The sequence below is a fragment of the Rhizobium yanglingense genome, from assembly GCF_977109285.1.
This window is the reverse complement of record NZ_CDSAWY010000005.1, coordinates 1,519,450-1,545,918: the sequence shown is the minus strand read 5'-3', so window position 1 is coordinate 1,545,918 and position 26,469 is coordinate 1,519,450. Positions and strand designations below refer to the sequence as shown.

Sequence of the window (26,469 nt, the reverse complement as noted above, 5' to 3'; positions counted from 1 at the left end):
CCCTTACGCTTCGTCCAGAGCGAGCGCCAGATCGGCGATCAGATCGTCCGGATGCTCGATGCCGATCGACAGCCGGATTGTCGATTCCAGAACGCCGATGCGCTGGCGCACATCTGCCGGAACGCCGGAATGGGTCATCGCAGCCGGATGGCTGGCGAGCGATTCCGTGCCGCCGAGGCTGACGGCAAGCTTGAAGATCTTCAGCGCGTTCAGGAACTTGAAGGAGGCCGGCTGGCCGCCCTTGATATCGAAAGAGAAGGTGGAGCCGGCGCCTGTGCACTGCGTGGCAAAGGTGCGACCGACCGGCGATTGCGGATCATGGTAGGGCAGATAGTGGATCGTCTCGACCTTCGGGTGATCCCGCAGGAAATCGGCAACGGCGCGCGCATTGCTGTTGGCCCGCTCCATACGGATCTGCAGCGTTTCCAGCGAGCGCCCGAGCATCCAGCAGGAATGCGGATCGAGCTGCGTGCCGATCGAGCCGCGAAGCGCCTTGACCTGTTTGATCACCGCTTTGGGGCCGAGGACGGCGCCGGCGATGAGGTCCGAATGGCCGCCGACATATTTGGTCAGCGAATAGAGCGAGATATCCGCGCCATGTTCGATCGGGCGCTGGAAGACCGGGCCGAGCAGCGTGTTGTCGCAGACGACGATCGGCGTGTGGTCCTGCGTTTTTCCGATCGCATCGGCGATGCGGCGGATCATGGCGACATCGACGAGGCTGTTCGTCGGATTGGCGGGCGTTTCGACGAGGATGACCGAGACCCGGCCTTTCGACATAGCTTCTTCTGCAGCCGCTTTTACCGAAGCCTCGCTGACGCCATCGGCGAAGCCGACGGCGGAAACGCTAAGATTGAGGAAGGTCTTCGCCAGCAGCGTCTCGGTGCCGCCATAGAGCGGCTGCGAATGAAGGATCGCATCGCCCGGCCGGACGAAGGCAAGCAGCGTGGTTGCGATCGCCGCCATGCCGGAGGAGAAGAGCGCGCCGCTTTCCGTCCGCTCATAGACGGCGAGCCTGTCTTCGACGATCTCGCTGTTCGGGTGGTTGAAGCGCGAATAGACGAGGCCGGCACCCTTGCCTGCCGGCGGTTCGCGGCGGCCCGACACATAATCGAAGAAATCGCGGCCATCCTCGGCGGTGTTGAAAACAAATGTCGAGGTCAGGAAGACCGGCGGCTTGACCGCGCCTTCGGAAAGTTCCGGATCGTACCCGTAGTTCAGCATTAGCGTTTCCGGATGCAGCGCGTGATTGCCGATATGGGTTCTCGAAGGGTGCGGCGCGGTCATTGACGGTCTCCTCAGGCCGATGGATTGGAACTGAAACAGCAAATTATATCAAATGCGGAGGCACGTTCTTGCTATTTGGCGCAGGAGGATGTCTTTGGAAGCAACTTCCTGCGGAGCAATCTGAAATATGGCGCAGAAAATTGCCGATGAGACGGACCGGCGAATCCTGAAGGAACTGACGGCCGATGCGCGGATCACCAACAACGAGCTTGCCGAGCGCGTGGGGCTTTCAGCTTCCGCATGCCTTCGCCGGCTGCGGCGGCTGGAGGAGACAGGCGTCATAAAGGGCTACACGGCGCTGGTCGATCCGACCGCGGAAGGCTGGACGATGACGGCAATCGCCTCCGTACGGCTCAGCCGCCAGCACGAGGACGAGATCCAGATGTTCGAGACTGCCGTGCGCAGCTGGGACGAAGTGCTCGAATGCCATCTCGTCACCGGTTCGCGCGACTATGTCCTGAAGGTGATGAGCGCGGGGCTGGATCAATACGAGCGCTTCATCAAGGAGAAGATCGCGCGGCTGAAATGCGTCGATACCATCGAGACCAGCTTTGTGATGAACACCATCAAGGAGCGGCGCATCTAGCTCAAAATGTGTGCCGATTTACCGAAACATTAAAAAATTTTCACGGACATTAACGGCTTGTTTACCACGTTTCGTGAAAGGTGCGGGGTAAGCAGTGGTGATCCGCATTCCTTTTTCAAGTCTCGCGTTTACTTGGAGTGCCGCTACGCCGTTCAAGTTGAGAAAAGTCTAATAAACGGCTCTCCGGTGAACGGTCTCTCAAGCCAATGGCCTGGCCCTGACGAGGGTCCCGAGCAGACGAAGCGAGCAGGAAGATGAACGGATCGCGATCCAATATCCCCCGGCATTCCGACAGAGCATCGCTCGATGCGCTAAACCGCACGATCGAGGGGCTTGAGGCACGCATCGAAGGGCTGATGGGCAAGGGAAGCCGCGAGCCGAGACAGCAGCCGGCCGCAGCGGAGCGCGAAAGCTACGGCAGACCTTACGAACCGGCTTACATGAGGCCGGAAGCCCGGCCTGATCCGCTCGCAGAAATCCGCGAGCGCCAGCGCACGCTCGATGCCGGTCGTGAACGCGCAGCCGCCGAACGTGCAGCTTACCGCGAACCGGCATCGGCCCCGCGCATGCCGGCACCGCAGGCCGCACCTGCTTTTGGCGCCTCGCCCGACACGATGACCGAGATTGCCCAGGCGCTCGTCAACCTGCGCCAGGACCTGAAGCGCGACATTTCGGACGGGGTAGCGCGCGAGATGGATGCGCTGCGCACGGAACTGCGCGAGATCAAGACGAGCGCGCAGGACCGGCATTTCGCCGACGACATCCGCGAAGACATGGGCCGGCTCGCCCAGAGCATCAACCAGCTCTCCAGCCGTTCGGCTGGCCCGGAGACTGCGGGCCTGCGAAACGAATTCGAAGAACTGCGCTCACTGATGGACGGGCTTGCCCGCGAGGATTCCATCCGCCACATGGAACGCCGCTGGGACGGCTTCGAAAACCAGCTGCATGCGCTGGACACAGCAGGCCTGCAGGAAGAGCTGGTGTCGCTCGCCTATCGGCTCGACGATATCAAGCGCCATATCGGCGGCATGGGCGAAAGCCCGGCAGTGCGCGCGCTGGAAGACAAGCTGATTGCGATCGCGACCGCGATGGAGCAATTCGGCAGCATGATCCAGCCGCATGACCGCGCCATGGCAGAGCAGTTTGCCGCGATGGATATGCGCCTTGACGAGATCAGCCGTGCGATCGCGGCGAGCGGGCGCAGCGCGGCAAGCGGCGACCCGGCGCTGATGCATCGCCTCGAAGGCCGGCTGAACGCGCTGGCCGAGCAGATCGATATGGTGGGCCGCAGTGCGGAAAGCCACGCCCTGCCCGCCGAGGGCCTTGCCGAGCGGCTGGAAATGCTGACGCGGCGCGTGGAGGAACTCGCCAATACCAAAGCGACGGCACGCCTCGACGAGCGGCTCGAGCAGCTTTCCTTCATGCTCGAGCGTGCCCAGAAGACGGTTCCGCAGGCAGATCTCAACGGCACGCTCGCCGACATCTCCCGCAAGATCGACGCACTGGAAAGCGGCGCAGTCAACGACGTGCTGGCGGAACGGCTGGACTATCTTGCCCGCCGCATCGACCAGATGGACGTGCAGCCTGCGCCTGGCGCGGCTACCGATGACGGTGCATTCCGCCGCATCGAAGGGCGCCTCAGCGACATCGCGGCACGCCTCGAGGAAAGCACGGCGGCGCCCCCGACGGATTCGAGAGCCCTGAAGAACCTCGAAGACCAGATTGCCGGTCTTTCAGCGCTGATGAATACGCCGCGCGCCGGCGGTGACGGCATTCCCGTCGAGCTCGAGCGCCGCATGGGCGCGATCGAAGACTATATGGCGACCAGCGACGAATACATCATCGAGGCGGCCCGCCAGGCGGCAGAAGCCGTCGTCGAGGCTTATTCCCGCAACGGCGGTCTTCAGGTCGGCGGAGTGCCAGCCGCCGATATGTCGGCGCTAAATGCACTCGCCGAAGATCTGCGGCATCTGGAGGAGCTTAGCCGCAGCAGCGACGAACGCACGCACAAGACGTTCCAGGCGCTGCACGAGACGCTGGTGCAGATCGCCGACCGGCTGGACGACATGGAAACCCGCAGCCGGCCGGCCGCACGAATGCCCGCCGCAAATGCCGATTTCGAGATCGATCCTTACGCGCTGGTCCCCGCCGGTGCCGAGGAAAGCGAGACGCAGGCCGTGTTCGGCCAGAAGGGTGCCTCGCCGCTCCTGCGCACGGCCGAAAGCGTCAGCGAGCCTGTCGTGCCTGCGCATGTTCCGCCCAAAGCCGATACGAGCGTGAGCGCGATCGAAGCTGCAACCAATCCCGCTGGAGCTGCCACGCCCGCAAAGGGCAGCCTGCTTGCAGCACTCGGCAAGCGGCTGATTCCGGGCAAGAAGACGGAGAAGGCGAAGGCTGTCGAGCGGACCGTCATCGATCCCGCGCCGTCGATCGATCCGGTCGACCTGATGCCTGGCGAGGAAGCATCGAACGAGCCGCTGGAGCCGGGCTCGGGCGCACCGGATGTGAAGAAGATCCTGGAGCGGGTACGCGCCAGCCAGGCCACGGCACGCCAAAATCCGAAACCGGCAACGGAAAACGAGCGCGCCGACTATATCGCCGCCGCCCGCCGCGCAGCCCAGGCCGCCGCCATGGAAGCCGATCCAAAGGCCCAGCCGGTCAAGGCGGAGAAGAAAACCAAGGCACCAAAGCCGGCCGGCGGCGCCGGTGCCTTCAGCCGCTTCCGCCGTCCACTTATCCTTGCTGCAGGCGCCGTGCTGCTCGCCATCATGGCCTTCCCCCTTGCCCGCACGCTGACCAGTGGCGAACAGGCGCCTCCGGCCGAAGTCTCGGTGCTTTCGGATGCCGCGCAGAACCCCGTTGCAGCCAATAGTTCGGCCATGCCGGGACAGAGTGTGGAAGCAACCGCAGCCGTCACTCCGACGGGTCCTGCAGAACCCGAGGCCCCAGTACCGCTCGCCTCAGGGACGGCACAGACCGAGCCCGAAGCGATGCAGCCAGCACCACCCGGCCACCTGACCGACGCCGTACCGCTTGACGGCGAAGGTGCCTCGACGCTGACGCCAGGCGCGCCGGCACAGGATGCTGCAGCGTTTTCGCCCAAGGATGTACCGGCTTCCACGAATGCCTCGCCCGCGGCACCTTCCATATCCGTGCCCGATACCATTCAGCCGCAGGCGCTTGCAGACGCCGCCCGCAACGGCGACCAGCTTGCGCTCTTCGAGATCGGCGCACGCTATACCGAAGGCCGCAACGGCCTGGCGGCCGACCAGGCGCAGGCCGCAAACTGGTATCAGCTTGCCGCCGACAAGGGCTTTGCTCCGGCGCAATACCGTCTCGGTAGCATGTACGAGAAGGGGACCGGCGTCGCACGCGATATCGGCAAGGCCAAAACCTTCTACGAGCAGGCTGCCAATCAGGGCAATGCCAGCGCCATGCACAATCTGGCCGTGCTCTACGCCTCCGGCGCACTCGGCGAGCAGGACTACACGACCGCGGCAAACTGGTTCACCAAGGCCGCCGATCTTGGCATCACCGACAGCCAATTCAACCTGGCGATCCTTTGCGCCCGCGGCAACGGCGTGGCGCAGGACCTCGGCGAAAGCTACAAGTGGTTCGCCATCGCTGCAAAGGGCGGCGACAAGGACGCCGGCGCCAAGCGCGACGAAGTGGCAAAGGCGATGAAGCCCGCCGACCTTGAAAAGGCACGGGCTGCAACGAGTGCATGGAAGCCGCAGCCGCTCGACAACAAGGCCAACGGCATCGAAATCCCGGACGGCTGGGCGAGCAACGGCACGAAGACCTCGAGCGTCGACATGAAGAAGGCGATCCGCAACATTCAGGCGATCCTCAACAACAACGGCTTCGACGCCGGCCCGCCGGACGGCGAGATGGGCGCGAAGACGACCGCCGCGATCAAGAGCTTCCAGAAGTCGGTCGGCCAGGAGCCGAGCGGCAGGATCAACGACGACACGGTAAAGGCGCTCCTGGAGCGCAACGCCAAGAACACGACCAAGGCTTGAGGCAAGGACAACGAAAGCGTCCGAAACTGATTGGGAGTGAGCCCTCGTTCTACGTCCGTCAGCTCACGGGCCGTCGATTGCAAGCGGCCTGAACAAATCCGGCTGAGGCAACCGGACGCTAACAGGATTCTCTCTGACGGAAGCGAAGGACCGCTCATCTTGTGGCATTTGCCTATGCCGCAATTTTGAACGACCCTTTGCGTCCGCCGCAAAAGGGTCGTTTTGCTTGTGGAATTTCCCGGCGTGACTTGATCACCGATGGGGGATTCGTGAATATTCAGCGGGCCGACGTGCCCTATTTCAGCCAATGGGAAACGCCCGAGATGACGCTGGCGGTCGCGGCGGAGGGCTCTGCGGCGCTCATGCGCGATCCGCTGTGGCGGCATTCCGGCGCGCAGACGATCGAGGAATATGCCCGCTGGGGCGTCAATGTCTGCGGTATGGCCTGCCTGAAGATGATCCTTGCCGCGCGCGGTGAACTCCATGCGACGCTCGATCTTGCCCGCGGCTGCGCGACCTATGGCGGCTATGTCGTCAATGAGGCCGATGCCTCGATCAAGGGGCTGATCTATGCGCCGTTCGTCAAGTTCGTCACCGAACGTTTCGGGCTAGGCGCGGAGACCGTGACGAATGTCGATACGGCCGCCATTCCCGAACTTCTTTCCAAGCGGCAGTTTTTCATCGCCTCGGTGCATCACGCAATCCGCTGGCCAGAGCGTGAGCCACCATCGAAGGGCGGCCACCTGGTGCTGGTGACGGCGGCCTCGCCCGAAACCATCCGCTTCCACAATCCTTCAGGACACAATCTGGAAAGCCAGGCGCATGTGACGCTGCCGCTTGCCGTCTTCGACCGCTTCTTCGCCAACCGCGGCATCGCGGTCGGCTTCTAAGGCTTTTCAACACCAAGTTATTCCGGAGATTTTTACATGACTGCTGCATCAAACCGACTGCGCATTGCCGTGCTCTTCGGCGGACGCTCGACCGAGCACGATGTCTCGGTGCTTTCGGCTACGAACGTGATGCGCGCGCTGGAGCCTCAGAAATACGACGCCATTCCGGTGTTCGTCACCCGCGAAGGGCAATGGCTGTTGAGCAGCTTCGAGGATGGCACGCTTGCGAAACCGGAAAAGGGAGCCGAGGTCTGCCTCGTGCCGGGCGGACGCGGACGTATGTTTGCAATTCCCGCTGGCGGATCGGCTTACGAACTGCCAACGATCGACATCCTCTTTCCGGTCCTTCACGGCCTGCATGGCGAGGACGGCTCCGTGCAGGGCCTTGCGGAGGTTGCCCGCGTGCCGCTTGCCGGCTGCGGCATTCTCGGATCGGCGACCGCGCTGGACAAGGACATCGCCAAGCAACTCATGAAGGCGGCCGGGGTGCCGATCGCGCGCTCCGTGACAATTCATGAGGGCGCACAGCCTCCCTTCGCCGCGCTGGAAAACGACCTCGGCCTGCCGCTCTTCATCAAGCCGGCGCGGCAGGGCTCATCGGTCGGCGTCAGGAAGGTCCATGCCAGCCAGGAATTCGACGGCGCGCTTGCGGAAGGCTTCCGGCACGACCGCAAGCTGCTTGCGGAGGAGTTCGTTCGTGGGCGCGAGATCGAATTTAGCGTGCTGGAAGATACGGCAGGCAACCTCTTCGTTTCACGGCCGGGCGAGATCGTGCCGGCGGAGAGCCATGGCTTCTACAGCTACAATGCGAAATATATCGATGAGAACGGTGCAGCGCTGAAAATACCGGCAGAATTGCCGCCGGAGGTCGAGGCCGGCATGCGGGATATGGCCGCAAGGGCTTTCAGGGCCGTCGGCTGCGACAGCATGGCGCGTGTCGACTTTTTCCTGACACCGGACATGCGATTCCTCGTCAACGAGATCAACACCATCCCCGGCTTCACCGATATCAGCATGTATTCCAAGGCAATGGCGGCAAGCGGCGTGAGTTATGCCGAAGTCATCGACCGGCTCGTGGCGCACGGGCTGGCACGGGCCGGGCAGTGACGATGCGATAGCCCTCAGGCGCGGTCCTCGACTTGCCTTGCAAGCTGCTCGATACCCATGCCCCCAGCCATCGTGGAAGCCCACTTCGGCGTGCATGAGCGGTCGGCGCTGTCTGAAGCACGAGAGAGTCATGTCAAACGGCTCCGCGAGGTCGCTGATGCCGGCCGGGCCTTCGCATAAACGGCCGAGCACTGCACGGCGCGTCGGGTCCGCAAGCGCGAGAAAGATGCCGCTCAGCTGTTCTGAATACTGATCCATGAGGCTAAGTATCGCGGGAGAATACTTAGCCTCATGGATCGGTATTCTCCCGCGAACAAAACTCCTCGCGCGCCGTCGTCACAAAATCTGAAAAAAGCCCAATTAATCGGGACTTATCGCTCGCGTAATGCGCGGATCGCATGTCGTTTATCGAAAGCCTCTGGCAACGATTTCACCGTATGATGCGCCATTCGAACGGGACGCAAGATACCTGCCCGGCGGGGGCAGTTCATAATTCGGGGTCGGCTGTGACAATCTATCTGCCCATCGCAGAATTGTCGGTGAACATCTTCATCATCCTCGGCATGGGTGCGGCCGTCGGCTTCCTGTCCGGCATGTTCGGCGTCGGCGGCGGCTTTCTGATCACGCCGCTTCTCATTTTCTATAACATTCCGCCCGTGGTTGCCGTCGCGACCGGCGCCAACCAGGTGGTCGCTTCCTCGATCTCCGGCGCGATCACGCATTTCAGGCGCGGGACGCTGGACGTGAAGCTCGGGACCGTATTGCTTGTCGGCGGTCTTGCAGGCGCGACGATCGGCATCTGGATCTTCTCGCTGTTGAGACGGGTCGGTCAGCTCGATCTCATCATCTCGCTGATGTACGTCATCTTCCTCGGCACCGTCGGCGGGCTGATGCTGCTCGAGAGCATCAACGCCATGCGGCGCGCGGCCAAGAACGTGCCGCCGACACCGCGCAGGCCCGGACATCACCACTGGGTCCACCGCCTGCCGCTGAAGGTGCGGTTCAAGAAATCGAAGATTTTCCTCAGCGTCATCCCGATCGTCGCGCTCGGCTTTGGGATCGGCATCCTGACCTCCATCATGGGCGTCGGCGGCGGCTTCATCATGGTGCCGGCGATGATCTACCTGCTGCGCATCCCGACCAATGTCGTCGTCGGCACATCACTGTTCCAGATCATCTTCGTGACCGCCTACACAACCGTGGTGCAGGCTGCGACGAACTTTTCCGTCGATATCGTACTTGCCTTCATCCTGATGGTGGCCGGCGTCGTCGGCGCGCAATACGGCGTGCGCGTCGGCCAGAAACTGCGCGGCGAACAATTGCGGGCGCTGCTCGGGCTGCTCGTTCTCGCCGTCGGCATCCGCCTGGCGGTAGCGCTGGTCGTGACGCCCGCGGACATCTATTCCGTCGTGATGGGGGCGTACTGATGAAGCGCCTGCGCCTTTGCCTTTTCGGTCTCTTCTGCCTGCTGCCGGGGATTGGTGCAGCGCAGATGCTGCTGCCGGGACAGAATTCCGAAGAAGAGCGCGAGGGGCTGGAGATCGGCACGTCCAGCAGCGAAATCGCCATCACGTCCGATTTCCGCGGCGCGGACCTGACGATCTTCGGGGCGCTGACCAATACCGACAACCTTTTGCTTGCCGTCGGCCAATACGACGTCGTCGTCGTTCTGGAGGGGCCGCGCGAAGATGCGACGGTGCGCAAGAAGGAACGCGTCTTCGGCATCTGGATCAATACCGACTCCATGACCTTCGAGGGCGTGCCGCATTCCTATTCGATGTCGAGCTCGCGATCGATCGACGACGTCGTGACACCGCTCGACCTCACCGATCAGGGGATCGGCATCGACCATATTCCACTGACGCCCGTCGGCTTCGTCGGAGACGGCAGCAGCCTCGGCGAGTTCCGCACCGCCTTCCGGCGGCTGCAGCAGACCGGCGGGCTCTACGAGCGCGACCCGACCGGCGTGCGCTTCGTCAGTTCCAATCTTTTCAAGGCAAGCCTTCGCCTGCCCGCCAACATTCCGAACGGCGTGCATACGGTGCGTGCCTATCTCTTCAAGAGCGGTGTGTTCGTGACCCAAAAGTCGGTGCCGCTGCGCGTCATCAAGACCGGTATCGAGCAGATGCTCACCGATGCGGCTCATGAACAGCCGATTCCCTACGGCATGTTTGCCGTGTTCCTGGCGATCGTGACCGGCTGGGGCGCAAGCATCGTCTTCCGCAAGGATTGATCAGGCGGACTTTTTCTTTTTCGCAAGGACGTCGAGATAGGCTTCGGTCAGACGGCCTAGCACCGAGGGCGTTCCGGCTGGCAGTTGCTTGCCCAGGTGTTTGGCCCGCAATTCGTCCATGAAATCTTCCCAAAGCCGCAGGCCGCCATTTTCCAACAACTCGGCGCGAATGGAGAGCTCTTCAGACACCGGCAGATGCCTGCGGCCCCACGCGCCCATATGGGCAAAGAGCGGCACGAGGTCGATCGCCATTTCGGTGAGACTATAGATGGCTTTCTGCTTATGCGTGGGATCGTCCTCCCTGGTCAGCAAGCCCTTGTCCATGAGGCGGCGCAGGCGGTCGGCAAGGATGTTCGAGGCGATGCCCTCCTGCGAATTCTGCAGCAGCTCGCGGAAGTGACGGCGATTGCCGAACATGATGTCGCGAATCACGATCAGGCTCCATCGGTCGCCGAGGATTTCCAACGTCAGATTGATCGGGCAGCCGGAGCGGTGACGGTCGTCCATTTTTTCATTCTCCAAAAACCACTTGCATTTTGCCATCGGTTTATCTAGTTTTCAACCGGTTGCTTGTTGCAACCGGTTCTGTTGTGGTATGGATTGACTATCGGATGGAGGAAATCGACATGAGAAAGCTTGTTGTCTGGAATCTGATGACGCTCGACGGCTACTTCGAAGGCAAAAAGCCCTGGGACATCGACTTCCACACTCTGGTCTGGGGGCCGGAACTGCAGAAATACTCCGAACAATTGGGCGAGGAAGGCGACCTGCTCGTCTTCGGCCGGAAGACCTACGAGGGTATGGCCGCCTATTGGCCGACGGCAGAAGAGAACGACAAGATCAAGCAATACATGAACAACACCGCAAAGATCGCCGTGTCGCGGACGATGAAAGAGCCGGGCTGGAACAATGCCCGCATCGTCAGCGATCCGGTTTCCGAGCTTCAAAAGCTCAAGAAGGAGGATGGCAAAACGATTTTCATTTTCGGCAGCGCCGAACTCAGCGACGCGATGCTGAAGGCCGGTCTTGTCGACGAGATCCGCATCTGCCTGGTGCCGGTGGTTCTCGGTGCGGGCAATCCGCACTTCAAGTCGGCGACGGCGCAGCTACCGCTGAAGCTGCTGGAAGCGACACCGTTGAAGACCGGCGCGGTGATCTTGCGCTACGAACCGGCGAGCGCAGCGTGACGCCGACATTCGCGACAATTTGATGTAGATCAAGGTGTTAGGCCGGTTCCTCCGTCAATATGCGAGCGTTGAAGGAGGAGCCAGCCCATGCTCAAACACATTCTCATCCCGACCGAAGGTTCGCAGCTTTCCAACCGATGCGCTTGAAAAGGCGCTTGCCTTTGCAAAGGAGATCGGCGCCAAGGCAGCGGTCGTGACCGTCGTCGAACCGTTCCCTATCTTTTCCACGAATATCGATCAGCTGGAATCCACGCGCGAAGACTATGACCGGCACAGCCAGCAAGCGGCAGACCGGATCCTGGCGGATGCAGGTGCCCGGGCCAGAACGCATGGCCTCGATTGCGATAGACCCAGGTGACCAACCACGAACCCGCGAAGGTCATCATCGACACAGCCGCGAGCGCGGCTGCGACCTGATCGCCATGGCATCGCACCGACGCGAAGGCTTCACCCGCATTCATGGTCGGCAGCGTGACGATGAAGGTGCTCGCCCGTTCAAAGATCCCGGTTCCGGTCTACCGGTGATGAGACCCGGCGCTTGCGGCAGCGGGGCAAGCCTCGGTGCGTTGTGCATGTTCGCCTTTGACTAAAAACCGAGTGTTAAGATTTACGAGTTAGTAATCTCTCGAAAGCGAGAGGTTTTGTTTTGCGTACCCGTACTCTTCTCGCCCTGGTGCTGCTGGCGCTCGCCGCCGGCTGCGCCACGGCGCCTCGTCAGACCAGAAACATCTGCGCCGTCTTCGAACAGCGCAACGGCTTCTTCAGCAACTGGCAGCACGCGGCCGAGCGCGCCGAGAAGAAATACGCCGTGCCGGTGCCGATCCTGATGGCGACGATGTATGTGGAATCCGGTTTCCAGCCGAACGCCCGCCCGCCGCGCACGAAGCTTTTTGGCTTCATTCCCTGGACGCGTCCGTCGACCGCCTACGGCTATTCGCAGGCGCTCGACGGCACCTGGGACCACTATCAGTCGGCGACCGGCAATTGGGCTGCGCGGCGCACCAATTTCGCCGACGCGATCGACTTCATCGGCTGGTACCACTACAGCAACAGCCAGGCGACGGGCATCCAGCTCAACGACGCCTACAGGCTCTACATCGCTTACTATTCGGGGCCGAAGGGCTACAAGCGCGGCGACTGGCGCTCGAATGCGCAGCTGCAGAAGACCGCACAGAGGTTTGCCGATATGGCAGCGACCTATCAGCGGCAGTTGCAGGGGTGTAATTGAGCTCCGATTTCCATGGCGTGTGGCCATTCTCGTCTTTCGAGGCTTCGCCCTTGGAGCAAGCGCAGCATTGCCTATCGAAAAGCAACGGCGGCGAGAGCCCTCATCCTGAGGCGCCAGAGGGGCCTCACAATGGACGAGGGCGAGCGCTCAACGTCAGCTGCGCAAATTCGCGAATCTCACCGAATAAATCCGATCCCGCCCGAGAAGATGAGCGACCAGGGACGACCTGTCGAACAGGCCTGTCAACGCCTTGTGGCCGAGATCCAGTCCGCCGGTCATGACGCCGAAGGCGGGCATGAGGAGGCGGGCGCCGTCGGTGGCGAAACAGGGGCGGCGGACGGCTTTTTCCCGGCGGCGGACGGTGGCCGCGGGGTGCAGGTGACCGGCGATTTCACCGCTTTGCCACCCACCCTTCGGCTCGTGACGGAAGGTCAGGCCGGCGTAGTGCATTTCATCGACCGAAGAGCCGGGCAGATCGACCGTGCCGTCAGGGTCGTGATTGCCGTTGATCCAGATCCATTCGCGGCCGCGGGCCATAGCGTCGATCAGGGAGCGGAAAGTCTCCGGTAGATGCGCCGAGCCGACCCGGTCGTGGAAATTGTCGCCGAGGGAGACGACAAGCTTCGGATTGTAGCGGGTGATGACGGCGCTGAGCACCGTCAGCGTCGCCAGCGTGTCGTAAGGCGGCAATAGCATGCCGCGGCGGGCGAAGGCGGCGCCCTTTTCGAGATGCAGGTCGGAAACGACGAGCACGCCGGCGTCCGGCAGGTAGAGCGCGCCGAGCGGATCGCAGACGGCCGCAACGCCATGAACACTGGTTTCGACGCCCGGCATCGCGACCAATCCGTTCAATTCACGCGCAAGCGCCAGGCGGTTCATCAATTTCGTCTATCCTGCATTATCAAGCCATGGCCTCGGCGATCAGATCCCCGGCCGCTTCGGCGAGCACGGCATCGTGGGCCTCGCCGTGAACAGCCTCCTTGCCGATCTCCAGCATCACCGGCACTGCGAGCGGGGAAATATGATCCAATGCGCGATGCGTAATGTGGCCCTTGATTCGTCTCAGCATATCGCCAAGCCGGGAAATATCCAAAAGGCCGCTCGCTGCATCCTGGCGCGTCGCCTGTAGCAGGATATGGTCCGGCTCGTGGCTGCGCAGCACGTCGTAGATCAGATCGGCGGATACGGTGACCTGCCGTCCGGTCTTTTCCTTGCCGGGGTGACGGCGCTCGATCAAGCCTGCAATCACGGCACAATTGCGGAAGGTGCGCTTCAGCAGGAAAGATTCGTCGAGCCAGGCTTCGAGATCGTCACCGAGCATATCCTCGTCGAAGAGATCGGAAAGGCCGAGACGGTCGTTGCGGATCATCAGGCCCATGTCTTCCAGCCCCCAGATGCCGAGCGAATAATCTGTTGCGACGAAACCGAGCGGCTTGGCGCCGGCCCGCTCCAGGCGCCGGGTAAGCAGCATGCCGAGCGTCTGATGCGCGAGGCGGCCCTCGAACGGATAGGCCACCATGTAGGCGCGGCTGCCGCGCGGAAAAGTCTCGATCAGCAATTCGTCGCGCTTCGGGAGCATCGACTTGTCCTTCTGCAGCGACAGCCAGTCACGGACCTGATCCGGCAGATGGTGCCAACGGTCGGGATCGGCGAGCATCGATCGCACCTGGTCGGCAAGATAGGTCGAAAGCGGAAACTTGCCGCCGGCATAGGACGGGATTTTCGGATCAAAGGAGAAGGCCTGGGAGACAAGCGCCTCGTTTTCGCGGATGCCTTCGAAGCGGAGCACCTTGCCGGAGAAGATGAAGGTGTCGCCCGCAGAAAGCTGTTCGAGAAAATATTCCTCCACCTTGCCGAGGGTGCCGCCGCCGCGGCCAATCTTGCCTGTCTCGCCACGCTTCACCATCCGGATGTTCAGCATCGGGCTTTCAACAATGGTGCCGAGATTCAAGCGGTACTGCTGGGCAACCTGCGGATTGGAGACACGCCAGAGGCCCTCCTTCGTTTTGCGGATGCGCGCATATCGTTCGTAGGTGCGCAGCGCATAGCCGCCGGTCGCGACGAAATCGACGATCTGCTCGAAGGTTTCCCAGGAGAGATCGGCATAGGGCGAGGCGCTCCTCACCTCATCGTAGAGTTCCAGCATATCGAAGGGTTCGGCGCAGGCCATGCCGAGCACGTGCTGGGCAAGCGCATCGAGCGCGCCGCGGCCGACGGGCGGGGTGTCCTGTGCGCCGATATAGTTGGCGTCGAGGGCTGCCTGGCATTCCATGACCTCGAAACGGTTGGCGGGAACGAGGATCGCCTTGGAGGGCTCGTCCATGCGGTGATTGGCACGGCCGATGCGCTGGGCAAGGCGCGAGGCACCCTTCGGTGCACCGACATGGATGACGAGATCGACATCGCCCCAGTCGATCCCGAGATCGAGCGTCGAGGTGGCGACGACGGCGCGTAGCCTGTTGGCCGCCATCGCGGCCTCCACCTTGCGGCGCTGGGCGACATCGAGCGAGCCGTGATGCAAAGCGATCGGCAGGTTTTCCTCGTTGACCGTCCAGAGTTCCTGGAACAGCATTTCGGCCTGCGATCGCGTGTTGACGAAAAGCAGCGTCGTTTGATGCTCGGTCAGCTGCCTGTAGATATCGGGGATCGCGTATCTGGCGGAATGGCCGGCCCAGGGAATGTGCTCATCCGTCGAAAGGATCGAGATATCCGGCTTGGCGCCGCCTTCGACGGTCACGAGACCTGCGTGCCGTTCCCTGCCCTTCACCTGCGCAACCAGCCATTTCTGCAGGTCGATCGGTTCGGCAACCGTGGCGGAGAGGCCGATGGTGCTGAGGCCCGGCGCAAGGCGGCGTAGCCGGGCAAGACCAAGGGACAGCATGTGGCCACGCTTCGACGTGACCAGAGAATGGAGCTCGTCGAAAACGACATACTTCAAGTCCTTGAAGAAGCGTTCGGCTTCCTTATTGGCGAGCAAAAGCGCTACCTGCTCCGGCGTCGTCAGCAGGATATCGGGCGGATTGAGCTTCTGGCGCTGTCGCTTGGCGTTCGGCGTATCGCCGGTGCGGTTCTCCACGGTGACGGGCAGGCCCATCTCCCCTACCGGCTTCATGAGGTTGCGCTCGATATCGACAGCAAGTGCCTTCAGCGGCGAAACATAGAGCGTGTGGATGCCTTTAAAGCCGGCACCCGGCCGGCGTTTGCCGCGGCGGGTGAGATCGGTCAGCGCCGGCAGGAAACCGGCAAGCGTCTTGCCGGCGCCGGTCGGTGCGATCAGCAGCGTGCTTTCGCCTGCTTCGGCGCGGGCCAGCAATTCCAGCTGATGAGCGCGCGGCCGCCAACCCTTTTCCGCGAACCAGCGGATGAAGGAGGCGGGCAAGGCGGCGCGGGCTTCGGTTTCGATCTGGTCCACGGGACAAAGGTAATGAAACCGACGTGAAATAGAAGAGCGGCCGCGCTTCACATGGCGATATAGCGGTCCTTGCGATGGTTGATGGCGAGCGTGAGGTTGAGCACCACGGCGCCGAGCACCGAGCAGGCGACGATGAAGGGGCTGGCGACGAAGAAGGAGAGCGCCAGGACGAGGCCATCGAAACCGAGCTGAACGAAACCTGCGCGCCAGCCGAAGCGATCCTGGATGTAAAGCGCCAGGATGCCGATGCCGCCGAGGCTTGCGCGATGGCGGAACAGCGCCAGCATGCCCGCGCCGATGACGAGGCCGCCGAAGAGAGCACCGGCGACGGGATCGACGTGCGAGAGCCCGATGAGACGCGGCGCGATTTCCGAAAGCACCGAAGTAAGTGCAATCGCCACAAAAGTCTTGACTGTGAAGGCGGGGCCGAGGCGGCGGAAGGCGAGATAATAGAACGGCAGGTTCACCGCAAAGAAGCAGAGGCCGAAGCTCCAGCCCGTCGCATAGTGCAGCAGGAATGCCATGCCCGCCGTGCCGCCTGCCAGAAGGCCGGCGCTGGAGAGAAGCGAGACGCCGAGCACAGCGAGCATGCTGCCCGCCACAAGTCCCTGTGCGTCATCGAAAAGCGAGTGTCTGTCCGACGACGAGTTCACAAGTCCGGCCAGAGCGGCTTTTTCTGCCATTGTTTTCCCCTTGGTATGTTCGGTTGTTCTATCCAGCCGTTCGGGCTTGGCAAGCAGGATTTCGATCGGTTGTTGACACATCGATGAATCATGGATATTTTTTATCCACGAATTGAAGAGGACCCCGCATGAAAATGGGTGACGGCGTCGAACAGGCGATCCACAGCGTCGCGATGCTTGCCGGGCTTTCGGAAGGCGGCGTGCTGTCGGCGGCTGCGATCGCAGAGTTTCATGGCGTTTCGACGAGTTACCTGCTGAAGCACCTGCAGGCGCTATCCGGCGCGGGCATTCTCGACACGGTGCCGGGGCCGAAGGGCGGATACAAGCTTGCGAAAGTGCCAGAGGGTGTTTCCCTGCTCGATATCGTGCTTGCCGTCGAAGGACCGGCACCAGCGTTCCGCTGTGCTGAAATCCGCCAGCGCGGGCCAAACCCGCTGCCGCAGCGCTATTTCGCCAAGCCCTGCCAGATCAGCGCTGCGATGCAGAAGGCCGAGCGCGCCTACCGCACCGAACTCGCCAAGATCAGTATCGCCGACATCCTGGCCGAGCTTTCCGCCGCAGATGATGGCGGGATCGCCGCACGCGGCTGCGCATTCCTTGAGACCCACGAACGCAAAAAGGCTCTCTGAGCCATAACCCAAAGGAGAAAGATCATGCAGCCACGTTTTAACTTCGCAAAGGCCTCGCCGGAAGCCTACAAGGCGGTTGCCGCCCTGGAGCAATATGTCCAGAGCTCCGGCCTCGAGCGCCGCTTCATCCACCTCATCAAGCTGCGCGCCTCGCAGATCAACGGCTGCGCCTACTGCGTCGACATGCACGTCAAGGAAGCCCGCCATGACGGTCTTGGCGAACAGTGGATCAACCTGATCTGCGCCTGGAAGGAATCGCCAGTCTATGACGCGAAGGAACGCGCCCTGCTCGGCTGGGTCGATGCTGTCACGAAGATCGCAGAGACCGGCGCACCTGATGCGGACTTCGAAGCCCTCAAAGCGCATTTCAGCGAGGAGGAAATCACCAAGATCACGGTGGCGATCGGCACGATCAACGTCTGGAACCGGCTGGCCGTCGGCTTCCGCAGCCAGCATCCGATCGATCAGCCGGCGAAGGCTGCGTGAATTTTGCGCGCAGCAAAATGCCTGAGGCACAGCTCGAAGCGACCGACCCGATGAAAATCGGGTCGGCAAAAATGTCGATCAGTTGCTACGGGCACCTGATCCATCGAAGTTATTGATAATCTCACGGATGACTTGGGCGATCTTTTCCGCTGAGGAGCCCTTGGCGTACTCCTCGTTCATGCGGCGTCTGATAAGCTCTTCCAACTCTGACATGTCTTCACCTCATCTATCCGGCGCGGGGCGAGTGTCGCTCCCAGCCTGAGAGGAGGCAAGTTACGATTTGTTTATGATTGAACTGCCGCTTCGGGAACCTACAGCGCGATATAACGATCCGCGCGGTGGTTGATGGTCAGGAAGAGATTGAGGACGACCGCGCCGAGAACGGAATAGATGACCACCTCCGGCGTGGTGACGAAAAAGGCGGCGGCAAGCACACACATGTCGACGGAAAGCTGCACGAGACCGGCGCGGATGCCGAAACGCTCCTGCATGTAGATGCCGAGAATGCCAACGCCGCCGAGACTGGCGCGGTGGCGGTAAAGCGCAAGTAGGCCGAAGCCGAGCAGCAGGCCGCCGAGTAGCGCTGCCCAGGCCGGATGGATGCTGGAAATCTCAAAAAAACGTGACTGCACATCGGCAAGCACCGACGTGAGACCGATGGCGACAAAGGTCTTTATCGTGAAGGCGATGCCGAGACGCTTCCAGGAGAGATAGAAAAACGGCAGGTTGAGCAGGAAGAAGGCAAGGCCGAAATTCACGCCGAAAGTATAGTGCAGCAGGAAGGCGATGCCGGCCGTACTGCCGGTGAGAAGCCCGGCGCTGGCGAGCACATAAAGGCCGAGTGCAGACACGAGGCTGCCGGAGAATATGCCCTGCACATCTTCGAGCGGCGTATGGCGCGTTGCGCTGGTGTTCCAGAAACCGAGGGCACCGATGAGTTGAGCCATGGCGGCAATCTCCAACAGCAGAAGAGTTCAAAGCGCCGGAGAAGCCCCCGCGCAACGGATCGTGTATGGTGAACGGGCTGAGGCGTTCCTGCTTGTTCTTCCGCGGCGCCGGTCAGCTATGATGGAATTATCGGGCTTTTCGCACTTGCGAGCAAGCGAAATATGTAAGTAATGCTGACCTATTTTCAAATCGCAATATTTATGCGCAAAAGGCTATCGTCGTGCAAGGAACAGAATGCCGGCGACCGGTTTGCCGCCATCCTTTCGAATAGTGGTTTTGACGGTTTCGATGATTTCGAAACCGCAACGGCGACAAAGGCTGCGAACATAGGCTTCCGTGTGAGCGTAGCGCAGCGACGGCGCGAGATGAAAACCGTCTCCCTCGCCCGCGTCTTCGACCGAGAAGGCGAAATCCGCACCGGATGCGGCGAGGCGATCGACGATTGCGAAGGTGCTTTCGAGATTGCCGAGATACATGAGCACATCGGCAGCCGCGATCAGATCAGCGCGATATTCTGCGCCATCCGCAAAGACGCCTGAGCCTTCTGGCGCAAGAGAAAGGTCGGCCTGGGCCAAGTGATCGTAGATCGCCTTCTCCTCGGCCTTGGCGAGCATGTTGTGCGAGAGGTCATAGCCTTCAAGCCGCCCGGCACGGGCGCAAATTTCAAAACCAAGCAGGCCGGTGCCGCAGCCGAGATCAACGGCCAGCGAATATTTGCGGCCGGTGGCGGCGACAAGTGCTGCGAGTTTCTGAGGAACGGTATAATCCAGCTTTTCGACGAGCGAGGTTTCGAAACGGGCGGCATAATCATCGAACAGCCGCTCGACATAGCGGCTCGGAGGCCGGTCCGGCGTTTCGGAATCACCGAGCAGGGCGAGCTTGAGGCTTGCGCCGAAGATATCCTCGGGATCGAGCGCCAGCGTCTTGCGATAGGCTTCGATCGCAGATTGCACTTTGCCGGCCTTCTCGCGGTAGGTCGCGAGGCGATACCAGCCGGCAGCCCAGACGGGCGTCAATTCCAGCGCCTGCTCCATCAGTTCGGCGGCCGCATCCGGCTCGCCGCCCTCGTTAAGCATCTTCGCATAGTCGGCGCGGCGGTCGGCGATGACGTCGCCGGAGGAAAGCTGGCTTTGCTGCATGATGTGGCCCGTTGAATACCTGCGCATTTGGCGGCGGCCACAAAAAAACTCAAGTCCTATTTCAGAGGCGGAACGGCCGGTTCCGGAAAAGGCTTGCGGGCGACGCGCCGCAACCGTATTTCAGGGCAAACAGGAGATGGCGCATGTCCGATCAGGTAAACAAATTTCTGGGCGACTCGCTCGGCCGCACATTGGTGAAACTCTTAGTCGTTTCGCTGATTGTCGGTTTCGTGATGACCGTTTTCGGATGGGCGCCGCTGGACCTCGTCTATAGCATCCGCGATTTCATCCGCGAGATCTGGTACCGGGGTTTTTCGGCTCTCGGCCGCATCGGTGATTATCTGCTGCTTGGTGCAACGGTCGTCATTCCGATCTTCATTATCATCCGACTTTTCAACTTCCGCCGGTAAACATGACATCGATCGATCTTTCCAGGCGCAATCTGCTGCGCATATCAGGCCTTGTCCTCCTGACGGGCGTCGCAAGCTGCACGACCGCACCCAGAATATCCTCCACGCCTTCGGACGGGGACGACGAGACGGCGGCGGCGCTGCCGCTCGTCAACCAGCTTCGTGCCAAAAGCGGCCTGACGGCGCTTCGCGTCGATCCGGCGGCAAGCGCTGCGGCAATCTACCAGGCCAAGCGAATGGCAAGCGCCGGCAAGATGACGCATCTGATGGGCATGGCCGACAGTTTCGGCGCACGCGTGACGAAAAGCGGCGTGCAGCTTCCAGCGGCCGAAAACATCGCCGCCGGCCAGCAGAGCGTCGAGGCCGCGGTGACGGCCTGGATCAACTCGCAGCACCATCTCGAAAACATGCTGGGACGCTATAACGGGCTCGGCGTGGCTGTTGCGCACAATACGTCTTCCCGGAACATACCTTATTGGGCCATGGTTCTTTCTAGCTGAGGCGATTCTGCCTCTCGCGACCGAGGCAGAAATGGATACCGGAACCCGCGAAAACCGGCTGGCATTCGATGTGACGCACCGGCTGGTGCTGTCGATCGTTGTGCCATTTTCCATTTGCCAATCCTATCGCGCCTCTTTGCGGCGGCACCTTGTCGTTTCGACGTCCTGAGATCATCTGGTCATCCTGCAGGCGACCCGCCGAAGGGCCATGCTGGACGCGCGTTCGTCAGATTGGGTCATCTCATTGAGGCGCGCCTTTCGGTTCAGTAGGAAATCTGCCCGTCCACGATCTGCCCTCCGCCCGGGGAAAGCTCCCGCTTCAGGAGCTCGCGCTTCAAGACCTCGCGCGCCTCCGGATTGATGACCGCGACGGGAGCCGCAACGGCTACGCGCGCTGCCGAACCGGCGAGATTGGCCGGCAGTCATTCCGATCTGCTTCGTAACGCTCGCCTTTCCGCCATCCAGGCTCTGTCCCGCCAGCCGCCGCCCGAGCAGGCGAACGATCTCGGGAGTGTCGGCGAAGGCATTGTGGCCGAGCGGATCGCTCGTTGCGATGGCGGTCGTGTCGATGACTGAAACGCCGAGTTCTTCGAGCAACGGTGCATAGGGCCTGAGATCGGATCCACCGACGCGGTCGACCCCGCCCGACAGCCAACTGGAGACCTCCAGGGCCTTGTCGCGTGTCGACGTCAAGATTGCAAAATGCGGCCGTTTTGGCCCCATTTCAACGAACTGACGACGAAACACGTCGATATCGATGTCCGGCGAGGCCAGTATGACATTCTTGACCTTCGCCGGGATCGATTTCTCGCGCATGGCGACGCCCCGCAACGCCTCTGCCGCAAGCCAGCCTCCCATGGAATGAGCGAGAATCGTCACGTCTTGAACATCAGGACTTCTTGCGGCCTGAAGGATGAGATCCTCCAGTGCCCGACGCGAGTAGTTGGCGCTCTCCTTGTCATAGAGGTAGTCGAACGCGCGCCCCCGCGACGGCCAGGTGAAGAGGATCGGCGCGGCGTCGGTTCCGGAGTCATGGACAATCTGCGCGAAGCGGAAGACCGCGTCGGCATAGGTGTTGTTAAATCCATGTACGAAAATGATGACCTGACGCTTGGAGTTTCGATTCCTGCGGTACCAGTCCAGGGCCTTGCCTTCGGACCGGACTTTCGCGACTTGCGTGACCGCAAACTCCCTTTCCGGCTTGGGCGGCATGCGGTACGGCCACTGCACCTCCCCGATCTTGCGGTTGCGGTCGGGAGGTATGGACACATCGACGCTGTTGAGGGAAATCGCCGTCCCGCGGTCGCCGGAATAGAGTTTGCCAGGATCCTGCGACGGTTTGCGCGTCGTGGCGACCAGCATGGTGACCCGGTTCGTGTCCGTCGGGGCTACGGCGAGCGGCTGAAGAACATCCTGCACCCGGTTGGCGCAACCCGATGCAACGAGACATAGGGTTAGAAGAAGCGGGACGGTTCGCTCGATGCACGCGCGATGGATGGCAGCGATCGTCTGAACGAACCCAAGCAGGGTGAGCCCCTGGGCATTGCGCCTAGGGAGCAAGAAGGATGTTGTCATCTCAGGGCTGCTCGATTTCACGGGGTATCCGGAACCAGGCAACGTAGAGCGCCGGCAAGAAGAGGAGCGTCAGCGCCGTGCCCACGACGATACCCCCCATCATCGCATAGGCCATGGGTCCCCAGAATATCTCGTGCGAGATCGGGATTAGCGCGAGCGTCGCGGCTGCGGCGGTGAGCATGATGGGCCGCATGCGGTGTTCGGTCGCCTCCACCACCGCCTTCCAGGGCGACTTTCCCGCGGCTCGCAATTCCTCGATCTCCACGATCAGGATCACGGAGTTGCGGATGAGGATGCCGACGAGCGCGAGCACGCCCAGGAGTGCGACGAAGCCGAGCGGCGCATGGCTGGTAAGCAGCGCAACGACGACGCCGATCAGCGCCAGCGGGGCAACCGAGAAGACCAGGAAGAGCCTGTGGAAGCTCTGGAGCTGGATCATCAGGAGCGTCGCCATGATAACGAACATGGCCGGTGCCGCGTTTGCAATGGGACCCTGGGACTTGGCGCTTTCCTCGACCGCGCCGCCGACTGCAACGGAATACCCAACCGGCAGCGTCTTTTCGAAGGCCGCAACCTTGTCGGAGAGCGCCTTCACGACGGTCGCCGGCTGGGTTGCATCGCCGATCCCGGCCTTGATCGTGATGGTCGGAACTCTGTCGCGCCGCCAGATCGTCGGCTGTTCGAGCTCATAGTGGAAGGTTGCGACCGATGACAGTGGGACGGATTGACCACTGCTGCTTTGCAGTTGCAGATCAAGCAGGGTGTCGATCGAGCCGCGCTCCTTTTCTGCGGCACGGCCGATGACGTCGACCAGATAGATGTTGTCCCGGACCTGCGTCACCGCGTTTCCCTGTACGACGGTGTTGAGCGCCATTGCGATATCCTTCGACGAGACGCCAAGCTGTCGGGCCTTGTCCTGTAGCACGTCTATCTTCACGACGCGGGCCGGCTCGTTCCAGTCGAAGGCAAGGTTCCTTAGGGAAGGGTCAGTGCCGACGATCGATCCAAGCTTCCGTGCCAGGTCGCGCACCGTCTGCAGATTTTCGCCGGACACACGGTACTGAATCGGCTTGCCGACCGGCGGTCCGATTTCAAGCAGCTTCACATAGGCATCCGTTCCGGGAAAGGTCTTCTGAAGATAGGCTTCCGCTTCTTGCTTCAGCTTGTCGCGGGCGTCGAGTCCCTTGGCAACGATGATCGTCTGACCGAAGGAAACGTCAGCCGGCTGCACGTCGAAGGAAAGGATGAAGCGCGGCGCGCCTCTCCCGACATATGTCGACCAGTGCTCGACCGTCGGGTTGCCGGCCAGCATCTCGTGTTCGAACTGAGCCATTTGACGGCTCGTTTCGGCAATTGAGCTGTTCTGCGGCAGATTCCAGTCAACGATCAGTTCCGGCCGATCCGAACTCGGGAAGAACTGCTGTTGCACCATTGTCAGGCCGACGATCGATCCTGCGAAGAGAACGATTGTTGCGGCGATCGTCATCCAGCGCCAGCGTAGGCAGAATTGCAGCATGCTCGAGAATGCTTTCGCAAACCGGCCCTTGTGCTCGGCATGCTTCTTCATCGTCTTCGGCAGCAAGGTCACACCGATCAGAGGCGTGAACAGGACGGCAACGATCCAGGAGACGACAAGCGATACGGCGATAACGACGAAGAGGGTGAAGGTGAACTCGCCCGCGCTGCTCTTGTTGAATGCGACGGGGATGAATCCCGCGACAGTCACGAGCGTGCCGGTCAGCATCGGAAAGGCCGTCGACGTGTAGACGTAAGTGGCGGCCTTCCTGAGACTGTCACCCATTTCCAGCCGTGCCACCATCATCTCGACGGCAATCATGGCGTCGTCGACGAGGAGGCCGAGCGCGATGATCAGCGCTCCGAGCGAGATACGCTGCAGAGATATGCCTGTATAGAGCATCACCATAAAGGTGATGCCGAGAACGAGCGGGATCGCGATTGCCACGACGAGGCCGGCCCTGAACCCGAGACTGATGAAACTGATCGCGAGCACGATCGCGACCGCCTCGAACAGGGCCTTCGTGAAGCCACCCACTGCCTCGTCAACCACTTTGGGCTGGTCGGAGACCTGTTCAACGGAAACGCCGACCGGAAGATCCTGTACGATCTTGCTCATCGTCTTTTCGAGCGTTTCGCCGAAGGCAAGCAGATTGCCGCCCGTCTTCATACCAATCGCAAGCCCGATGGCCGGCTTTCCGTTGAAGCGGAAGAGCGACGTCGGCGGATCGACGTAGCCGCGCGTGATCGTTGCGACGTCGGTCAGCGGGAAGAAGCGGTCGTTTACCCGAAGGTTGATCCCACGCAAGGTCTCTTCGGAGATGAAGCGTCCGCCGACCCGCAAAGCGACCCGCTCCGGCCCGGTTTCGACAAAACCGGACTGGGTGACGGCGTTTTGCGCCTGCAGCGTGTCAATGATGGCGGCGCGGTCGATACCGAGGGCGGCGATCTTGCGGGTGGAGAACTCGAGATAGATCACCTCATCCTGCGCACCGACGATGTCGACCTTGCCGACGTCCTGGATCTTGAGAATCTGCGTTCGGGCACCTTCGGCGAAATCGCGCAGTTCCCTCTGACTGAGGCCGTCGCCCGTGAAGGCAAAGATATTGCCATAGACGTCGCCGAACTGATCGTCGAAGAAGGGTCCGACCACGCCTTGGGGAAATTCGTGCTTGATATCGTCGATCAAGTTGCGGACACGCGACCAGGTGGGCTTTACGTCCCGCGCGTTTGTATCCGGCAACAGAGTCGACGAAGACGATCGTCTGACCAGCGGTCGTGATACTGCGGGTATGTTCCAGCTTGTCGAGTTCCTGGAGCTTCTTTTCGATGCGGTCGGTAACCTGCTGTGTCACTTCCTCGGCAGAAGCGCCGGGCCATTGGGCCTGGATCACCATCGTCTTGATCGTGAAGGATGGATCTTCCTCGCGGCCGAGCGCCAGATAGGCAAAGGCGCCCGCGACTGCGAACATGATCATGAAATACCAAACGAGAGAACGATGCTCGAGCGCCCAGTCAGAAAGATTGAATTTATTCACGGGCGTGGCTCCTGTTCGAGTTTCACCTTCTGTCCATCGGCAAGTTCATTGACTCCGGCGATGACGACTTCTTCTCCCTCCCGCAAACCGGACAGAACCCGGACGGAGCGGGCGTCGGACGCCCTGTCATCGAGCTGAACCGGCCTCGGGGTGACTGTGGCTAGCGACCGATCCACCACCCATACGTGGCTGGCACCGCCTTCGCTGCGGATAGCGGAGACTGGCAGCGCGATCGCCTGCTTCCTTTCTTCGGCAAACGGTGTTGCGGTGACCACTGCGCCGAGACGGAAGATGTCCGGCGCACGATCGATGGCGATCTTCAGCCGATAGGTGCGGGTATTCGGATCGGCCTGAGGCGCGATCTCGCGGACGACACCAATGGCTCGAATCCTGCTGTCAAGCTGAAGGGCGACATTAAAGCGGTCGTCCAGGCGAATATTGCTGAACTGCGCCTCCGGAACGTCGACGACCACGTCGCGCTGCTCCAGGCGTGCCAGCTTCAAGACAGGCTGGCCCGCCGAGACGGTCTGGCCCATTTCTCCGAACGTTTCGGTGACGACGCCATCGAACTCAGCCCTCAGCTCGGAGTAGCCAAGCTGCTCATGCGCCTTGGCAAGGCTGGCCGTTGCTTTGGCAGCATTGGCTGCAGCCGACTTGAGCTGCTGTTCGGCAAGATCGTGATCGGCAATGCTGGCTGCATTGCTCTGGACGAGCCTTCGCTTGCGCATTTCGGTCGTCGCGGCGTTCTCCAACTGCGCCTGGGCGTTGCGCAGATCGGCTTCCGCGCTCTTGACCGCGAGCTGCAGACTGAGAGGATCGATCTCCGCAAGGACATCGCTCTTGTGGACCAGGTCGCCAACATCGACCTTGCGAGACACCATCCGCCCGAGAGTCCGGAACGCCAGATCGGTCTCGATGCGGGCTCGCACGACGCCAGGCAAGCTTGCCGCTTGATCCCGTTCGGCCGCAGCGATGACAACTTTGACGGGACGGGGACCTGCCTGCTCTCCTGCAACCGAGCTTTGGTCGCAGCCGACAAGCAGGGAGACTGATAGAATAAGTGGAAGAGAGGTGCATATGCGGTTGAGGGTCAT

23 protein-coding genes and 2 pseudogenes are annotated in these 26,469 nt (G+C 61.5%); 14 read left to right on the top strand and 11 right to left on the bottom strand.

Annotation, left to right across the window (positions count from 1 at the left end; all coding sequences use genetic code 11):
- Nucleotides 1–3 precede the first annotated feature (3 nt).
- Entirely contained in the window at nt 4–1,287 is a 1,284-nt protein-coding gene (locus tag ACW4PC_RS17350; RefSeq protein ID WP_455874585.1) for a cystathionine gamma-synthase family protein, read from the bottom strand.
- 127 nt (nt 1,288–1,414) lie between these two features.
- Here ACW4PC_RS17350 and ACW4PC_RS17345 point away from each other — a divergent pair, with 127 nt between their 5' ends.
- The 6 genes from ACW4PC_RS17345 (at nt 1,415) to ACW4PC_RS17320 (ending at nt 10,125) form a co-directional block, all read left to right on the top strand.
- The gene (locus ACW4PC_RS17345) at nt 1,415–1,873 is read left to right on the top strand and encodes an Lrp/AsnC family transcriptional regulator (protein ID WP_283070703.1); all 459 of its coding nucleotides are present in this window, start codon (nt 1,415–1,417) and stop codon (nt 1,871–1,873) included.
- Nucleotides 1,874–2,127: 254 nt separating this feature from the next.
- The gene (locus ACW4PC_RS17340; RefSeq protein WP_455874584.1) at nt 2,128–5,895 is read left to right on the top strand and encodes a peptidoglycan-binding protein; all 3,768 of its coding nucleotides are present in this window, start codon (nt 2,128–2,130) and stop codon (nt 5,893–5,895) included.
- 275 nt (nt 5,896–6,170) lie between these two features.
- Nucleotides 6,171–6,785 carry a C39 family peptidase gene (locus tag ACW4PC_RS17335; RefSeq protein WP_455875045.1) on the top strand — a complete coding sequence of 205 codons (615 nt, stop codon included), beginning with the start codon at nt 6,171–6,173 and terminating at the stop codon, nt 6,783–6,785.
- A gap of 36 nt (nt 6,786–6,821) precedes the next feature.
- Nucleotides 6,822–7,892 (top strand): D-alanine--D-alanine ligase family protein, encoded by a 1,071-nt coding sequence (locus ACW4PC_RS17330; RefSeq protein ID WP_455874583.1) that lies wholly within the window; start codon nt 6,822–6,824, stop codon nt 7,890–7,892.
- A 506-nt stretch (nt 7,893–8,398) separates the two neighbouring features.
- Nucleotides 8,399–9,319 (top strand): sulfite exporter TauE/SafE family protein, encoded by a 921-nt coding sequence (locus ACW4PC_RS17325; RefSeq protein WP_074070157.1) that lies wholly within the window; start codon nt 8,399–8,401, stop codon nt 9,317–9,319.
- Entirely contained in the window at nt 9,319–10,125 is an 807-nt protein-coding gene (locus tag ACW4PC_RS17320; RefSeq protein WP_455874582.1) for a TIGR02186 family protein, read from the top strand. The genes ACW4PC_RS17325 and ACW4PC_RS17320 overlap by 1 nt, the downstream gene beginning before the upstream one ends.
- Here the strand turns inward: ACW4PC_RS17320 and ACW4PC_RS17315 are convergent, their stop codons facing one another.
- The gene (locus ACW4PC_RS17315) at nt 10,126–10,632 is read right to left on the bottom strand and encodes a winged helix-turn-helix transcriptional regulator (RefSeq protein WP_455874581.1); all 507 of its coding nucleotides are present in this window, start codon (nt 10,630–10,632) and stop codon (nt 10,126–10,128) included.
- Nucleotides 10,633–10,751: 119 nt separating this feature from the next.
- On the opposite strand from ACW4PC_RS17315, the gene ACW4PC_RS17310 reads away from it, so the two are divergent.
- From ACW4PC_RS17310 to ACW4PC_RS17300, 3 genes are all read left to right on the top strand, one after another.
- Nucleotides 10,752–11,312 (top strand): dihydrofolate reductase family protein, encoded by a 561-nt coding sequence (locus ACW4PC_RS17310; RefSeq protein ID WP_455874580.1) that lies wholly within the window; start codon nt 10,752–10,754, stop codon nt 11,310–11,312.
- Nucleotides 11,313–11,575: 263 nt separating this feature from the next.
- Complete coding sequence (locus ACW4PC_RS17305) at nt 11,576–11,902, top strand: hypothetical protein (protein ID WP_455874579.1); 327 nt, start codon at nt 11,576–11,578, stop codon at nt 11,900–11,902.
- A 56-nt stretch (nt 11,903–11,958) separates the two neighbouring features.
- Complete coding sequence (locus tag ACW4PC_RS17300) at nt 11,959–12,540, top strand: transglycosylase SLT domain-containing protein (protein WP_022718280.1); 582 nt, start codon at nt 11,959–11,961, stop codon at nt 12,538–12,540.
- A 153-nt stretch (nt 12,541–12,693) separates the two neighbouring features.
- On the opposite strand, the gene pdeM is transcribed toward ACW4PC_RS17300, so the two are convergent.
- The 3 genes from pdeM to ACW4PC_RS17285 are packed head-to-tail and all read right to left on the bottom strand — an operon-like array spanning nt 12,694 to nt 16,635.
- Complete coding sequence (gene pdeM / locus ACW4PC_RS17295) at nt 12,694–13,419, bottom strand: ligase-associated DNA damage response endonuclease PdeM (RefSeq protein ID WP_455875044.1); 726 nt, start codon at nt 13,417–13,419, stop codon at nt 12,694–12,696.
- Between the two features lie 22 nt (nt 13,420–13,441).
- Nucleotides 13,442–15,952: a ligase-associated DNA damage response DEXH box helicase gene (locus tag ACW4PC_RS17290; RefSeq protein WP_455874578.1), complete on the bottom strand. Its 2,511-nt coding sequence runs from the start codon at nt 15,950–15,952 to the stop codon at nt 13,442–13,444.
- Nucleotides 15,953–15,999: 47 nt separating this feature from the next.
- Nucleotides 16,000–16,635, bottom strand: a complete 636-nt coding sequence (locus ACW4PC_RS17285) for a YitT family protein (RefSeq protein WP_455874577.1) — start codon at nt 16,633–16,635, stop codon at nt 16,000–16,002.
- A gap of 128 nt (nt 16,636–16,763) precedes the next feature.
- On the opposite strand from ACW4PC_RS17285, the gene ACW4PC_RS17280 reads away from it, so the two are divergent.
- Together ACW4PC_RS17280 and ACW4PC_RS17275 are read left to right on the top strand one after the other, a co-directional pair.
- Nucleotides 16,764–17,264 (top strand): RrF2 family transcriptional regulator, encoded by a 501-nt coding sequence (locus tag ACW4PC_RS17280; protein ID WP_455874576.1) that lies wholly within the window; start codon nt 16,764–16,766, stop codon nt 17,262–17,264.
- Nucleotides 17,265–17,288: 24 nt separating this feature from the next.
- Nucleotides 17,289–17,750, top strand: coding sequence for a carboxymuconolactone decarboxylase family protein (locus ACW4PC_RS17275; protein WP_455874575.1), 462 nt, complete (start codon nt 17,289–17,291; stop codon nt 17,748–17,750).
- A gap of 78 nt (nt 17,751–17,828) precedes the next feature.
- Here the strand turns inward: ACW4PC_RS17275 and ACW4PC_RS17270 are convergent, their stop codons facing one another.
- The 3 genes from ACW4PC_RS17270 to ACW4PC_RS17260 form a co-directional block, all read right to left on the bottom strand.
- Nucleotides 17,829–17,963 (bottom strand): hypothetical protein, encoded by a 135-nt coding sequence (locus ACW4PC_RS17270; RefSeq protein WP_455874574.1) that lies wholly within the window; start codon nt 17,961–17,963, stop codon nt 17,829–17,831.
- Nucleotides 17,964–18,061: 98 nt separating this feature from the next.
- Nucleotides 18,062–18,697 (bottom strand): YitT family protein, encoded by a 636-nt coding sequence (locus ACW4PC_RS17265; RefSeq protein ID WP_455874573.1) that lies wholly within the window; start codon nt 18,695–18,697, stop codon nt 18,062–18,064.
- A gap of 213 nt (nt 18,698–18,910) precedes the next feature.
- Nucleotides 18,911–19,837, bottom strand: coding sequence for a methyltransferase (locus ACW4PC_RS17260; protein ID WP_455874572.1), 927 nt, complete (start codon nt 19,835–19,837; stop codon nt 18,911–18,913).
- A 143-nt stretch (nt 19,838–19,980) separates the two neighbouring features.
- Between ACW4PC_RS17260 and ACW4PC_RS17255 the strand changes: the two genes are divergently transcribed.
- The 3 genes from ACW4PC_RS17255 to ACW4PC_RS17245 are packed head-to-tail and all read left to right on the top strand — an operon-like array spanning nt 19,981 to nt 20,916.
- Complete coding sequence (locus ACW4PC_RS17255; protein ID WP_022718289.1) at nt 19,981–20,247, top strand: DUF6460 domain-containing protein; 267 nt, start codon at nt 19,981–19,983, stop codon at nt 20,245–20,247.
- Nucleotides 20,248–20,249: 2 nt separating this feature from the next.
- Entirely contained in the window at nt 20,250–20,747 is a 498-nt protein-coding gene (locus ACW4PC_RS17250; RefSeq protein WP_455874571.1) for a CAP domain-containing protein, read from the top strand.
- 31 nt (nt 20,748–20,778) lie between these two features.
- The gene (locus ACW4PC_RS17245) at nt 20,779–20,916 is read left to right on the top strand and encodes a hypothetical protein (protein WP_455874570.1); all 138 of its coding nucleotides are present in this window, start codon (nt 20,779–20,781) and stop codon (nt 20,914–20,916) included.
- Nucleotides 20,917–21,010: 94 nt separating this feature from the next.
- On the opposite strand, the pseudogene ACW4PC_RS17240 reads toward ACW4PC_RS17245, so the two are convergent.
- The 3 genes and pseudogenes from ACW4PC_RS17240 to ACW4PC_RS17230 form a co-directional block, all read right to left on the bottom strand.
- Nucleotides 21,011–22,322: pseudogene (locus ACW4PC_RS17240) on the bottom strand (alpha/beta hydrolase).
- A 1-nt stretch (nt 22,323) separates the two neighbouring features.
- A pseudogene (locus ACW4PC_RS17235) lies at nt 22,324–25,375 on the bottom strand (efflux RND transporter permease subunit).
- Entirely contained in the window at nt 25,372–26,469 is a 1,098-nt protein-coding gene (locus tag ACW4PC_RS17230) for an efflux RND transporter periplasmic adaptor subunit (RefSeq protein WP_455874569.1), read from the bottom strand. The pseudogene ACW4PC_RS17235 and the gene ACW4PC_RS17230 overlap by 4 nt, the downstream one beginning before the upstream one ends.

Excerpts from the sequence above, each read along its gene's own strand:
- ACW4PC_RS17250 (WP_455874571.1), top strand. The coding sequence starts at position 20,250 with ATGACATCGATCGATCTTTCCAGGCGCAATCTGCTGCGCATATCAGGC.
- ACW4PC_RS17340 (WP_455874584.1), top strand. The coding sequence starts at position 2,128 with ATGAACGGATCGCGATCCAATATCCCCCGGCATTCCGACAGAGCATCG.
- ACW4PC_RS17310 (WP_455874580.1), top strand. The coding sequence starts at position 10,752 with ATGAGAAAGCTTGTTGTCTGGAATCTGATGACGCTCGACGGCTACTTC.
- ACW4PC_RS17345 (WP_283070703.1), top strand. The coding sequence starts at position 1,415 with ATGGCGCAGAAAATTGCCGATGAGACGGACCGGCGAATCCTGAAGGAA.
- ACW4PC_RS17315 (WP_455874581.1), bottom strand. The coding sequence starts at position 10,632 with ATGGACGACCGTCACCGCTCCGGCTGCCCGATCAATCTGACGTTGGAA.
- ACW4PC_RS17280 (WP_455874576.1), top strand. The coding sequence starts at position 16,764 with ATGAAAATGGGTGACGGCGTCGAACAGGCGATCCACAGCGTCGCGATG.
- pdeM (WP_455875044.1), bottom strand. The coding sequence starts at position 13,419 with ATGAACCGCCTGGCGCTTGCGCGTGAATTGAACGGATTGGTCGCGATG.
- ACW4PC_RS17330 (WP_455874583.1), top strand. The coding sequence starts at position 6,822 with ATGACTGCTGCATCAAACCGACTGCGCATTGCCGTGCTCTTCGGCGGA.
- ACW4PC_RS17285 (WP_455874577.1), bottom strand. The coding sequence starts at position 16,635 with ATGGCAGAAAAAGCCGCTCTGGCCGGACTTGTGAACTCGTCGTCGGAC.
- ACW4PC_RS17270 (WP_455874574.1), bottom strand. The coding sequence starts at position 17,963 with ATGTCAGAGTTGGAAGAGCTTATCAGACGCCGCATGAACGAGGAGTAC.
- ACW4PC_RS17255 (WP_022718289.1), top strand. The coding sequence starts at position 19,981 with ATGTCCGATCAGGTAAACAAATTTCTGGGCGACTCGCTCGGCCGCACA.
- ACW4PC_RS17260 (WP_455874572.1), bottom strand. The coding sequence starts at position 19,837 with ATGCAGCAAAGCCAGCTTTCCTCCGGCGACGTCATCGCCGACCGCCGC.
- ACW4PC_RS17230 (WP_455874569.1), bottom strand. The coding sequence starts at position 26,469 with ATGACCCTCAACCGCATATGCACCTCTCTTCCACTTATTCTATCAGTC.
- ACW4PC_RS17350 (WP_455874585.1), bottom strand. The coding sequence starts at position 1,287 with ATGACCGCGCCGCACCCTTCGAGAACCCATATCGGCAATCACGCGCTG.
- ACW4PC_RS17320 (WP_455874582.1), top strand. The coding sequence starts at position 9,319 with ATGAAGCGCCTGCGCCTTTGCCTTTTCGGTCTCTTCTGCCTGCTGCCG.
- ACW4PC_RS17305 (WP_455874579.1), top strand. The coding sequence starts at position 11,576 with ATGACCGGCACAGCCAGCAAGCGGCAGACCGGATCCTGGCGGATGCAG.
- ACW4PC_RS17245 (WP_455874570.1), top strand. The coding sequence starts at position 20,779 with ATGGATACCGGAACCCGCGAAAACCGGCTGGCATTCGATGTGACGCAC.
- ACW4PC_RS17265 (WP_455874573.1), bottom strand. The coding sequence starts at position 18,697 with ATGGCTCAACTCATCGGTGCCCTCGGTTTCTGGAACACCAGCGCAACG.
- ACW4PC_RS17275 (WP_455874575.1), top strand. The coding sequence starts at position 17,289 with ATGCAGCCACGTTTTAACTTCGCAAAGGCCTCGCCGGAAGCCTACAAG.